Here is a 12,497-nt window from a genome sequence, read left to right as displayed (position 1 = left end):
AAAACGACCCTTGCCAAAGCAAGCGGTCGTTTTTCTTATGCCTTTTCCATTAATTGAGCTTCAAGTTCTTTAATTCTCGTGTTTAATACTTCCGTCATGGCACCTAATCGTTCTTTTGGCGGCAGATGCTCAAATTCTGATTGCTCAATCGGTTCACCAATAATTAAGCGCATTTTCCCCTTTTTGAAAAGACTTTTCGCATTGGACGGTCCTTTGTACGCTGCTGGAACGATTGGTGCTTTACCGAGCTGTGCAATAGTAACCGCACCTCTTTTTAAAGGTACATCCTCTGTTGTACGTGTTCCGCTTGGAAAAATCCCGACGATCTTTCCCTCTTTTAATAATTTAATGGGCGTTTTAATACTGCTTGGCCCAGGATTCTCTCGATCAACTGGAAAGGCATGAATCTTCTTTAAAAATCCACCGATCCATTTGTTTGCAAACAATTCTTTTTTCGCCATGTAGTGGATCTCAAACGGAAGAATTCCTGCGCCTAATGCAAGAACATCCACAAAACCCTCATGTGTACATGCAATGACAAATCCCCGATCCGTTGGCAGATTCTCTTTTTGATATACTTTGATTCCGCCTCGGAGAGTAAATACTACTTTAATGGTATAGCCTGAAAATTTATACATAGTGCACTTCCTTTGTTTGAAGAATGAAGGATTTGTTTCTATTATAACAAATTTTTTATTACCTGGTACTAAAATTTTCATGAAACAGCCAAACCATCACATCATTTTTCTTTCTAAATCATCGTTCTTTCTGTATTCAGGTCTATGGTTTTAGGAGAGAATAGAAGAGGAATTGTGTCCAATTTTGTCGTTTTTTAAGGTTTTTTCCTGATTTGTTCTATTGAAAATGCTTTATAAATGACGCAAATTTCGCTATGATAAGGAGAAATGATTTTGATTCGGCGAAAGAAATGAGTATTGTACGGTATTGAGAAGTTTCGTGCAACTTTATGCCTTTCTTATGCGTGTATAACATAGAGGGGAGAAAAATCAGTGACGATCGATGAAATTTATCAAATGTATATGAACGATGTTTACAGGTTTCTGCTCTCCATGACAAAAGACAAACATTTGGCAGAAGACTTATTGCAGGAAACCTTTATGCGTGCTTATATACATATTCATTCCTACGACCATAGCAAAGTGAAACCTTGGTTATTTCAGGTGGCACGAAATGCTTTTATTGATTATGTCAGGAAACATAAAAAAGAAGTGACCATATCGGATGATCTTATTGGCGGCCTTTTACAAACGTCTGTACAAAGCCCTGCTGAACAGGTTGAAATAAAAGAAGTCCTCAACATGTATTTGGAACAGCTTCCAGATAACTACAAGGAAGCGTTGACATTGTATTATTTAAAAGAACTGAATTACAAGGAAGCATCCAAGGTCATGAATATTACTGAAGCAAATTTTAAAAGTGTTTTATTTCGTGCAAGGCAGCGCCTAAAAGCACTTTACAACAGAGGTGTTAATGATGAATGAAGAGTTTAACAAGCGATGGGAACAATATAATAATGGTGAGATGAACGAGGAAGAAATGATAGCGTTTGAAGAAGAGCTTGAAGAAAACGAAAAACGCTTAAGTCAGGAACTGAACGACTCGGATTGGACCGATTTTTCCATCAGTCCTGAAAAGCAAAAAGCCATCTTGCAATACGGAAAAAGAAAGTCTTATTTACGTATTTCTGTACTTGCTGTCATCTCTACACTTATTATTTTACCGCTTTGTACATTAGGAAGTTATCTATACTACGGCGTTGGCGGAGCAGAGAGCAAAGGGAATCACTTCATGGAAACAGCCGCTGTAACAGTCGCTTTGACGAAACCAAACGTGGCGATTGATATGAAGGATTTAAAAGGCCAAGTCAAGCTTTTTGGAATGAACACCGAATTGAAGCTGCAAAAACAAATTGGCAATAAAACAGAAGCCATTGGCAGTGAGCAAATCGAGATGTTTTTCGATAAATTAAAGCAGCCTACCATCTCATATTATGGTGACAGCGCACGCGATACGGAGGATTTCTTTACCCATCCTTCTACTCAGGCAGATGCATCAAAAAAACAAACACTCACTACTTTAGACAAGCTTCCTGAAGGAACAGTCAGTGAAGTGTATGTCTCCTATGACAAAGCGTATACACCAAAGGACGTTTATTCCTTTGCTAAAAAATATGATATGAAAGTGCTCTGGAATGCGATTAAAACAGAGGATTCATTAAGCGATAATCAGCGGCCAATTGGCTTTCCTGGGAGAGACTCTGAATTCTTAAAAGAGCTTCAGCACACATCAAAAACAGAGGTAGATCAATTTAAAGATGCCCTTACTTATGTCAATCAGCACCCAACCTGGGCAAAAACGATCTCTGGCAGAACTGAACTGGATCTGTCAAACCGCATACGCTATATCAACCAAAATGGTGTCACGATTTATGGCTCTGTGATCACAGGTCCTTCGAAAGAAATCGAGAAATTTGTGAAGACAAAACGCATTAAAACGGCAAAAGTGAGCGAGGTGGAATTATGGAATTGGTAAGAATTTTTAAAGAGCATAATGTATTTGGCTGGATTTCTGTCGGTACAGCGATATTATCTCTGCTCATGCTGAACCTCGCCATTATCAGTAATGTGACATTTTATTCTTTTCAGATGCTTCCTTTTGCAATGGCCGCAGTTCCATTTGGCATTATTGAACTGTTCATTAAAAAAGGCCGTACGGGCCCTGGGTTCCTTGGTGTCGTTCTGAATATCTTTGTCATTCTTTGTGTCTATGCCATCGTATCGATCGATGTCGATCTTCAATTAGGCTTTTAAGCCGTTCTCAAAATGAAAAGCCCGTGTTACTTGACTAATGCCAAGTCGCACGGGCTTTTTTGAATATCGATTTATGTTCTTAAGTCTACAGCGCAAATAAAAAAGACTGCTTCATCAGCAGTCTCTTAAAATAAATTAGTTTACAAAAGTTTTCGCTCCAAGGTAAATCGGCTTCCAGTAGCTTGAATTCATATCACTGATCGTCACACCATCGGAAGCAGCATGAATAAACTTGTTGTTTCCAATGTAGACACCCATGTGAGACGGACCCGATTTATATGTTGTAAAGAACACAAAATCTCCAACCTTTGGAGAAGATACGCTTTTCATTGATCCCCAAAAACCTTCAGTTGTTTGTCTCGAAATCTTTTTTTGTTTGTTAATGATATACCACATAAACCCGCTGCAATCAAAACCCTTTGGTGTCGTTCCACCCCATCTATATGGTGTGCCATTGTGCGCTTTAGCATCCGATACAAGCTTAGACGTGTTTAAAGAAGAAGCAGAAACTGTTTTTTCTTTAACAGGTGTTGTCTTCACTTTTTTAGACGACTTTTTGACCTTTAGCTTTTGCCCAATTTTGATCAAGTTTGTTTTGAGTTTATTTAACGATTTCAGCTCTTTTACAGTCATGCCGTACTTTTTGCCGATTTTAGATAATGTATCACCTTTCACAACTTTATGAGTGGCTGTGGCTGACGCCGCTTTTACTTTTGTTGTTGTTTTGGATGTTTTCATTGTTTTTTTTGCGGCAGTACCATTTACTTTTAACGTTTGTCCAACATAAATCGTGTTAGATTTCAGCTTATTGTCTGATTTAATCTTGCTCACGCTTGTCTTATATTTTTTCGCTAGAACAGAAAGAGAGTCACCTTTTTGAACTTTTACTGATTGTGCTGAGGCAGCTCCGGCAAATAATGTCGTCCCAAGTAAAACTGCACTTGCAGCTGTGATCAATTGTTTTTTCATTTGTTCCTCCTGTATGTATCTATCGAGATCCGAATTTTTATCTACTTACTATTATAAGGATCAAATACCAGAAGAAATAGTCTTGACTTCCTACGACATTATGCTTATTAATTCGGCAAAATTTATTTTTTTTTAGGGTTCTTTATATTTCATTTTCATTACACAATCATGACAAAATAAACGCATCTTGTCATGGATAAATGATACATTCATTTCTCTTTTTGGCTCATTCTATGTAAAGTGGGCCTTTACAATTTTAAAGGGAACTTTACGATCCTGTAAATGGGAATCCACAATTCTGCTCTACCATTGTAAACGTAAGAGCGATACATAAACATTGAGGAGGCAAAATGAATGAGTGTGTTGAAAAGCTCGAAAACGAAAATCGCTGCAGTGGCGGCAGCATCTGTGCTATCGATTGGCATTTTTTCAGGAATTGAATTTGGACAGGCTGACAAGGCAGAGGCTAAAAAGAAGCCAAAAAATGACGTACAAAATGTGATCGTGCTGATCGGGGATGGCATGGGAACACCGTATCTTTCAACTTACCGTTCATTTAAGCACAACGGAGACCTTTCAAAGCAAACAGCGTTTGACCCTTACCTTATTGGCATGCATAAAACATACCCTAACGACTCGAAAAGCAATATCACTGATTCTGCCGCAGCTGGTACAGCTATGGCAACTGGTAAAAAGACATACAACAATGCCATTGGTGTAAACAAAAACGGCAAAAAATTAAAAACCGTTTTAGAAGAAGCCAAACGCAAAGGAAAATCGACGGGTCTTGTCGTGACCTCTGAATTAACAAATGCCACCCCTGCTGCGTATGCGGCTCACGATGTATCAAGAAAAAACACAGCAGCCATCGCTGATGATTTCTTCGATGAAAAAATCGGTAAACAGCATACAGTCGATGTCATGCTTGGCGGAGGTCTCGTCGATTTTGTCCGAAAGGATCGTGATTTAACGAAGGAATTTAAGCAAGCCGGATATGATTATGTCACCAATAAAGATGCCTTACAAAAAAACAAAAACCAAAAGGTGTTAGGCATTTTTGCTGATGGCGGTCTTGATAAAGCGATTGATCGTGATAAAAAGACCCCTTCCCTGCAAGACATGACATCCTCAGCCATTAAACAGCTGTCTAAAAACAAAAATGGATTTTTCCTTATGGTAGAAGGCAGTCAAATTGACTGGGCAGGACATGATCATGATATTGTGAGTGCCATGAGTGAAATGAAGGATTTTGAAAAAGCATTTGAAGAAGCGATTCGTTTTGCAAAAAAGGATAAAAATACGTTAGTCATCACCACTGCCGATCATTCAACTGGCGGACTTTCCTTTGGGGCAGACGGCTCAGGTAGCTGGGATTACAAACCGGTAAAAGCAGCGAAAAAGACCCCAGATTTTATCGCAAACAAAATCGTCAGTGGCATGCCTGTTGAATCAGCGCTGAAACAATATATCGATCTTGATTTCACAACAGAAGAAATGGCCTCTATTCAAAAGGCCGCTGAAACAAAGGATACTGTTAAAATTGATGATGCGATTGAAGAAGTGATCAACGTGAGATCACATACAGGCTGGACCACATCAGGTCATACGGGCGATGAAGTGCCATTCTTTACGTATGGCCCAACAAGCCAAAAGCTAAAAGGTCTGATGGAAAACACCGATCAAGCAAAACACATTTTCAAGCTGCTGAAAAACCAATAAAACTGACAAAAAAGATGCCTGCTAAGAGACATCTCAGCGTGTAGACAAACCCTCGCATTCTTTGTCAGGTCTGCGCGCCGGTGCTCACGAATGTCAAATTCGCTCCGCAAAAGTAGCTGCCCTTCCTAGACTTCAAAGGTTTTCTATCACGCTGAAAAGAAGACAAAGTGCTAAAATAAAAATCATTTTAGCACTTTGTCAACAAAAAAAGATGTCTGCTAAGAGACATCTTTTTTTGTTTTTTTATGCGAGATATTTTCTATGAACTCCTTTTCCATCATACGAAAACATGACTTCTTTTCCTTCAAGAATGGATTCGATATGCACACTTCTTCCCCATAGCTGATGCAAATATGGGAGTACTTTTTCTAAGTATTTCAGATCTAGTTCAATGCCCTCATACCAATGTTTAATATAGAGTTCATTGTTTTTTAAATAGTCGCCATCCATCACGGTCAAATAAGGAAAGCCGCCATTGACCCTCATGCTGACTAGCTGATCACGAACAGCCTTCCATTCTTTATCGATGACTTTATAATCTCTCCCTTGTTTTTGAAACAAGTACAAATCTTCTCTCATCACAAGGTCTTTTGTTAAGTAATTTCGAATGAAGGAAATATCTGATTCAATCTCCCTTACTTCAAACATTTTGCTGCGGCCCGATCCTTCTGTCACCCCTGCTTTTTTTAATTCTTCACATGGGTTGTCATAGCGCTCTTCGATATCTTCAAAAATCTTCAAACCTAAATAGTAAGGATTGATGCCTGTTTTTGACGGCTGCACCACGCCAGCATTTAATTTGGCAAACTCAATCGATTCATTTGAATCCAAATCAAGCTCTCGCATTATCCGCTGATGCCAATACGATGCCCAGCCTTCATTCATAATCTTTGTTTCTAGCTGAGGCCAAAAATAGAGCATTTCCTCCCTCAGCATCGTGAGGACGTCGCGCTGCCACGGCTCTAACTCCCGGGAGTGCGCCTCAATAAAGAGTAAAATATCTTTTTCCGGCTTTGGCGGAAATGGCTTGGCGATTTTCTTTTTCTCACGTATTTTCGGCTCATCCATTCCCCACAAATCATCATACGGCGTCTGACGCTTTGGTTGGTCATCTTCATATTCTTCTTCATCGCCGATATTCCAGCTTAGTTTTGAACGAACAAGAGACGGATCAATATGCTCCTGAAGAGCCAATACGGCGTCTAAAAAGGATTCAACTTCTTTTGTTCCATGAAGATGCTCATATTCTTTGATCCGCTCTGCCGCAGCTGACATGCTTTCTACCATGTCTCGTTTTGTGTTTTGGAAACGGCAATTATTTTTGAAGAAATCACAGTGTGCCAGTACATGAGCCACAATTAATTTATTTTGAACAAGCGTGTTGTTATCAAGTAGAAAGGCGTAGCAAGGATTTGAATTGATGACCAGCTCATAAATTTTGCTTAATCCTAAATCATAATGTAGCTTCATTTTATGAAATTGTTTCCCGAAGCTCCAGTGGCTGAATCGTGTTGGCATTCCGTATGCACCGAACGTATAAATTATTTCCGCGGGACAGATTTCATACCTCATCGGATAAAAATCTAGACCAAATCCTTCTGCAATTTCTGTAATTTCATCAATGGCTCTTTGTAAAAGACGTTTTTCTGATACGCTCAAGGAAACCATCCCTCCTCATCGGACTTATCCCTACTATATGAGCGTATCTAAAAAAACATGATGTTCCGCCATTCGTTTAGACGACTTCCATTTCTTTCGTGGATTGCCCACCGAATGACTCGAAATGTATATTCTGTTCTGGAATTCCCAGCTCTTTAAGTATATGAATCATCTCCTGTGTAAACACCGGGGAACCGCATAGATAAAATTGGCCTTTCCCTTCTCCAACCACTGATTGAAGGAATGGACGGTCAATGCGGGAAGCTGCCTTTTCAACAAGCTCACCCTTACCAGACTTCGCAAATTGTTCATTACATAAGATGATGCGGCCATGCGGAGCTGATGCTAGAACGCTTTCAAATTCATTTTCAAAAGCGGTGACATCCTCTAATCGATCTGCATGAATCATTGTAAATGGATGGCTGTTTTGCGCTGCTGTTTTCAATAAACCGATCATTGGCGTGACTCCAGAACCAGCACTAATGAAATAAACAGGCTCTTTTGTGGCTTCTTGCAAGCAGAACATTCCCTGCGGCATACTCACTTGAAGAACGTCTCCTTCTTCCATTTCATCATGCAAAAATGTAGACACATGACCATCGCGTTTCACTGTGATGCGGTAATAAGATGGATGATGCTGATCTGATAAGCTGTATTGTCTGCTACACATATAAGCCTCACCTGGCATATCTGCCTGAACCGTAATATATTGACCTGCTTCAAACATTGGCAGCTCTGATTCATCTTCTGGTACTAAGTAAAAGGAGATCAGCGCTGGAGATTCCTGTACCTTTTTCTTTATCACAAACGGCTTCACATCTGCCCATCCACCTGGTTGCTTTACATTCACCTCCATCATTTCTGCTTCAATCGTGATAAAAATATTTGCAATGATGTCATATGCGGCCTTCCAAGCTAAAAGCGTGTCATCTTTTTCCGTTAAACCAAACACTTCTTTCATCGCTTCAATTAGGTAATATCCGACGATTGGATATTGCTCTTTTTTGACCATCACACTGACATGCTTATGGGCAATCTGTTTGACCGCAGGAAGTAATTCTTCTAATCGATCGATGTGCAGTGCAGCTTGGTATAGTGTCGCAGCAAGCGCCTCTGGCTGACTTCCGTTCATGAGGTTTGTTTGATTAAATTGATTGAGTAGCTCTGGATGCTGACGAATCATATTTTGATAAAAAACAGTCACAAGGTTGGTTCCCTCGCCTTTTAATAGAGGGGCTGATTGTTTAATAGCATTCATTTGATCTATAGATAACATCGTCATTCCTTCTTTCAAAAGATGTATTTTAAATACATCTTTATCGTAACGGATGACAGCTTATAAAAGCAATATTTATAATACATGTTTTAAATATTGACACATTTAACACTTTCTCGAACAGTTTTTGTCTAAAATGTGTTACGATGATACAAAACTCTATCAGGTTTAGAGGTCGTCAAAATGAAACTAACGAATTATACAGATTTCTCATTAAGAGTACTCATTTATTTAGCATCAAGAGAGAACAATGAACTGTCAAATATTCAGCAGATCGCCGATGTTTATGCCATCTCTAAAAATCATCTGACAAAGGTGATTTATCATCTTGGAAAACGCGGCTATGTTGAAACGATCCGTGGAAGAAATGGCGGAATTAGGCTTGGGAAAAGCCCAGAAAGCATTAACATTGGAGAGGTTGTCCGTTATACAGAGGATGATTTAGTCATGGTTGAATGCTTTGATCCAAGGAAAAACAGCTGTATCATTTCCCCGATTTGTTCATTAAAGCATGTACTTCATGAAGCACTTACTGCTTACTTGCGCGTTCTTGACCAATACACATTAAAAGACTTAACTCAAAACAAAGATGCTCTTAGAGAGCTCCTCCTTTAGGCGAAAGAATTCTATTCTTTCGTCTTTTTCTTTACCTTCTTGTAATAATAATTAATTTAAAATTATTATAAATAGATATTGACTATCATGTTTGATTCAATATAATTAGGGTATATAGATTGCTAGAAACCATTTTTTTGTTTACAGGAGGAGAAAAGAATGACAAATTCAAATCATAAAAATTTGACAACGAACCAAGGCGTACCTGTTGGCGATAACCAAAACTCAAGAACAGCTGGTTACCGCGGACCTACATTTCTTGATGATTACCATTTGATTGAAAAACTTGCACACTTCGATCGTGAACGTATTCCAGAGCGTGTTGTTCATGCGAGAGGCGCCGGCGCTTATGGTGTGTTTGAAGTTGAAAATAGTATGGAGAAACATACAAAAGCAGCCTTCTTAAGTGAAGAAGGAAAACAGACAGATGTTTTTGTTCGCTTCTCAACAGTTATTCATCCTAAAGGTTCACCTGAAACATTGCGTGATCCGCGCGGCTTTGCTGTCAAATTTTACACAGAAGAAGGCAACTATGATCTAGTTGGTAACAACTTGCCGATCTTCTTTATACGTGATGCATTGAAATTCCCTGATATGGTTCACTCTCTCAAGCCAGATCCTGTAACCAATATCCAAGATCCTGACCGTTATTGGGATTTTATGACCTTAACACCTGAATCCACTCATATGCTCACATGGCTCTTCTCTGATGAAGGAATCCCTGCGAGCTACGCTGAAATGCGCGGTTCTGGTGTGCATACATTTAGATGGGTCAACAAATATGGTGAAACAAAATATGTGAAATATCACTGGAGACCTTCAGAAGGTATTCGTAATTTATCTATGGAAGAAGCAGCAGAAACCCAAGCGAATGATTTCCAGCATGCGACAAGAGATTTATATGACCGCATTGAAAATGGCAACTACCCAGCATGGGACTTATATGTTCAGTTGATGCCGCTTAGCGATTATGATGATCTTGATTATGATCCATGTGATCCAACAAAGACATGGAGCGAAGAAGATTACCCGCTTCAAAAAGTAGGACGCATGACACTGAACCGCAATCCTGAGAACTTCTTTGCTGAAACAGAGCAAGCTGCTTTCACACCAAGTGCACTTGTTCCAGGAATTGAAGCATCTGAAGATAAATTGCTTCAAGGTCGTCTGTTCTCTTATCCAGATACGCAGCGTCATCGTCTTGGTGCCAACTATATGCGCATTCCGGTGAACTGTCCTTATGCACCTGTACACAATAATCAGCAGGATGGCTTTATGACAACGACTCGTCCAAGCGGTCATATTAACTATGAACCAAACCGTTACGATGATCAGCCAAAAGAAAATCCTCACTACAAAGAAAGTGAACAAGTTCTTCACGGTGACCGTATGGTGAGACAAAAAATTGAAAAACCAAACGATTTCAAACAAGCTGGGGAAAAATATCGAAGCTACTCAGAAGAAGAGAAACAAGCATTGATCAAAAATTTAACAGCTGACCTGAAAGACGTAAATGACAAAACAAAATTACTTGCGATCTGCAACTTCTATCGTGCAGATGAAGATTACGGACAACGATTAGCCGATTCACTTGGCGTGGATATCCGCTCATACCTTCAAGGAAGCATGAAATAATTGATCCGGAAAGGGCACCTCTAATAAAGAGGTGCTTTTTTTATAACCGGAATACGTTAATACTAATCAAATGACCGGTCACCGGGTGAAAATAGATTTCTGCATGCGCAGCAAAAAGCGTTGAGCCTTCCTTCACTGTGACGCGAAAAACATCCTTTGTCTGATCTTCATTTACTTGTGTACGCCCGATATATTGATAATCGTTTAAAGCGGCGCCTTCATATTCCTCTTGCAACGCTGTGTACGCAAGTCTTTCCCAATTTTCAACAGGCTGCGTCGCTGCATTTGTTGCAGGATGGATCATGAAACTGCCAAACAAAACCATTCCCGCTGCAAAAGGCACCCACCATTTCGGCTGCATGATATCATTGATCTCACTTTCATGTATATTTTGTTTATGTTGTGCTGATCGATCCATTTTCATACATGAAGCATTTATTCAGCCTATAATTCCCGGTACACGATTGATGCGGACACCAACTTTTCCCCTGAAAATGTCGATATGTTCCGAGCAAACTAATGAGGACTTCTCAAGGGAAAGGAGAAGGTTTGATGAATGTGGCGGATTATGATAAAGCACTTTATTATACGCATCGCTCGCAATGGGATAATTTACTTATTCTTATGGTACGTACGCAAGATGACTTGCTCTCGAAACGTATTGAGCATTTCTTACACGCGTATCAATTTAACCGGAACGATGCTGATGTTGAAAAATGTTTATATGGGCTCCTGCAGTACATTGACCATGCTTCAGAGGCCGCTGCTTCTGAAGTTTATTCACAACCGATGTACACATAAAGAAAAAGGCTGATTATCAGCCTTTTTACATACATTTAGCAGTGCGCAGTGATTGGAAGCATAAAGTGGCCTTTTACCCAATCTTGTTTTGTATAAACAAACAGCGCATCCTCGTCATTTGGTGCCTTCACCGAGTGTAAGCCGTCGATTGACGTATCAGGTGTAAAATAGAACATCACTTTTTCCGTCGTTTCATTCACAATATGTGCAACAACTTCCTCTATATTTTGTGGCTCGAGAGAAATGATATCAAAGACATGTATGGTTTCATTTTCTTCATTCATCAGAACAATCGTATCCAACGCTTCAATATAGAAAAGGGCATCCGGCCAAACCAATGTAAAATAAAACATCAATAAGCTGCCATGATGCTTAGCGTCTAATTTCTTTGAGCCCGTTTGGCGTTTTTCTGCGAACTGTTCAAGTAATGGCAGGTCATGTTCCAATGTCAGCTGCTTGAGACGCATGTCCTTTTTTATATGAATGGCGCTTTTGCTGATATCTAGACTAAACTCACTTTCGTGGTACCGTGTAAAGCCGAATTTTGGATAAAAATCCAGTACAGTTTCATTGGCAAAAAGAAAAATCAAATCACAATCATGTTCGTACGTATCCATAATATGCTCCATTAACTTTGTCGCTAATCCTTTATGGCGATAGGCTTGATCCGTCATCACCGTGCCAATTTGAACAGCTCGATACGTTTTTCCATCAATGATCAGTGACATGAGGTAAACGGAAGCGTTTGAGATCACTTTCCCGTGATGGACAAAGGAATAAGGAATATATTTTTTATCCCAATACCCTCTTTTGTACCAGTCACTAAAATCCAAATCAAATGTATTGATCGCTAGCTTATTAAAGCTTTCTTTCAATTTTTCATTATGACGATAATCACTCACTAATTCATATGTCTCCATGCTCATTTCCTCCTTTTATCATTTCACCTTTAGTCAGCCGGTTTATCACCTCCTTCAAAATAAAAAAAGACT

Annotated in this window: 13 protein-coding genes; 7 read left to right on the top strand and 6 right to left on the bottom strand. The window is 39.5% G+C overall.

Annotated features, from left to right (window positions below; all coding sequences use genetic code 11):
- Positions 1–35 precede the first annotated feature (35 nt).
- Positions 36–638 carry a 1-acyl-sn-glycerol-3-phosphate acyltransferase gene (locus tag NSQ36_RS04840; protein ID WP_003212102.1) on the bottom strand — a complete coding sequence of 201 codons (603 nt, stop codon included), beginning with the start codon at positions 636–638 and terminating at the stop codon, positions 36–38.
- Positions 639–1,010: 372 nt separating this feature from the next.
- On the opposite strand from NSQ36_RS04840, the gene NSQ36_RS04835 reads away from it, so the two are divergent.
- The 3 genes from NSQ36_RS04835 to NSQ36_RS04825 are packed head-to-tail and all read left to right on the top strand — an operon-like array spanning position 1,011 to position 2,831.
- Positions 1,011–1,502, top strand: a complete 492-nt coding sequence (locus NSQ36_RS04835) for a sigma-70 family RNA polymerase sigma factor (protein WP_003211938.1) — start codon at positions 1,011–1,013, stop codon at positions 1,500–1,502.
- Positions 1,495–2,553: an anti-sigma factor gene (locus NSQ36_RS04830; protein WP_251191040.1), complete on the top strand. Its 1,059-nt coding sequence runs from the start codon at positions 1,495–1,497 to the stop codon at positions 2,551–2,553. The genes NSQ36_RS04835 and NSQ36_RS04830 overlap by 8 nt, the downstream gene beginning before the upstream one ends.
- On the top strand, positions 2,541–2,831 hold the full coding sequence (locus tag NSQ36_RS04825) for a hypothetical protein (protein ID WP_003212420.1): 291 nt from the start codon (positions 2,541–2,543) through the stop codon (positions 2,829–2,831). The genes NSQ36_RS04830 and NSQ36_RS04825 overlap by 13 nt, the downstream gene beginning before the upstream one ends.
- A 135-nt stretch (positions 2,832–2,966) precedes the next feature.
- On the opposite strand, the gene NSQ36_RS04820 is transcribed toward NSQ36_RS04825, so the two are convergent.
- Positions 2,967–3,800, bottom strand: a complete 834-nt coding sequence (locus NSQ36_RS04820; protein ID WP_212046120.1) for a C40 family peptidase — start codon at positions 3,798–3,800, stop codon at positions 2,967–2,969.
- 354 nt (positions 3,801–4,154) lie between these two features.
- Here NSQ36_RS04820 and NSQ36_RS04815 point away from each other — a divergent pair, with 354 nt between their 5' ends.
- Positions 4,155–5,519, top strand: a complete 1,365-nt coding sequence (locus NSQ36_RS04815) for an alkaline phosphatase (protein WP_339206931.1) — start codon at positions 4,155–4,157, stop codon at positions 5,517–5,519.
- A gap of 243 nt (positions 5,520–5,762) precedes the next feature.
- Here the strand turns inward: NSQ36_RS04815 and NSQ36_RS04810 are convergent, their stop codons facing one another.
- Together NSQ36_RS04810 and NSQ36_RS04805 are read right to left on the bottom strand one after the other, a co-directional pair.
- Positions 5,763–7,178: a SpoVR family protein gene (locus NSQ36_RS04810; RefSeq protein WP_050945420.1), complete on the bottom strand. Its 1,416-nt coding sequence runs from the start codon at positions 7,176–7,178 to the stop codon at positions 5,763–5,765.
- Positions 7,179–7,254: 76 nt separating this feature from the next.
- Positions 7,255–8,454, bottom strand: a complete 1,200-nt coding sequence (locus tag NSQ36_RS04805) for a globin domain-containing protein (RefSeq protein WP_339206928.1) — start codon at positions 8,452–8,454, stop codon at positions 7,255–7,257.
- Between the two features lie 183 nt (positions 8,455–8,637).
- Between NSQ36_RS04805 and NSQ36_RS04800 the strand changes: the two genes are divergently transcribed.
- Positions 8,638–9,069 carry an Rrf2 family transcriptional regulator gene (locus tag NSQ36_RS04800; RefSeq protein ID WP_226804859.1) on the top strand — a complete coding sequence of 144 codons (432 nt, stop codon included), beginning with the start codon at positions 8,638–8,640 and terminating at the stop codon, positions 9,067–9,069.
- A 159-nt stretch (positions 9,070–9,228) separates the two neighbouring features.
- Positions 9,229–10,704: a catalase gene (locus NSQ36_RS04795; protein WP_339206925.1), complete on the top strand. Its 1,476-nt coding sequence runs from the start codon at positions 9,229–9,231 to the stop codon at positions 10,702–10,704.
- Positions 10,705–10,744: 40 nt separating this feature from the next.
- Here NSQ36_RS04795 and NSQ36_RS04790 read toward each other — a convergent pair whose 3' ends face one another.
- Positions 10,745–11,128: a YqzG/YhdC family protein gene (locus NSQ36_RS04790; protein ID WP_339206923.1), complete on the bottom strand. Its 384-nt coding sequence runs from the start codon at positions 11,126–11,128 to the stop codon at positions 10,745–10,747.
- A 128-nt stretch (positions 11,129–11,256) separates the two neighbouring features.
- Between NSQ36_RS04790 and NSQ36_RS04785 the strand changes: the two genes are divergently transcribed.
- Positions 11,257–11,505, top strand: coding sequence for a YhdB family protein (locus tag NSQ36_RS04785; protein WP_024426598.1), 249 nt, complete (start codon positions 11,257–11,259; stop codon positions 11,503–11,505).
- Positions 11,506–11,540: 35 nt separating this feature from the next.
- On the opposite strand, the gene NSQ36_RS04780 is transcribed toward NSQ36_RS04785, so the two are convergent.
- Positions 11,541–12,425 carry a GNAT family N-acetyltransferase gene (locus NSQ36_RS04780; protein ID WP_050945425.1) on the bottom strand — a complete coding sequence of 295 codons (885 nt, stop codon included), beginning with the start codon at positions 12,423–12,425 and terminating at the stop codon, positions 11,541–11,543.
- Between the last annotated feature and the right edge of the window lie 72 nt (positions 12,426–12,497).

The organism is Bacillus sp. FSL W8-1143 (genome assembly GCF_037965155.1).
GTDB classification, from domain to species: domain Bacteria; phylum Bacillota; class Bacilli; order Bacillales; family Bacillaceae; genus Bacillus; species Bacillus pumilus.
Note: the sequence above shows the minus strand (reverse complement) of the source record. Positions and strands in the feature narration are given on the sequence as shown.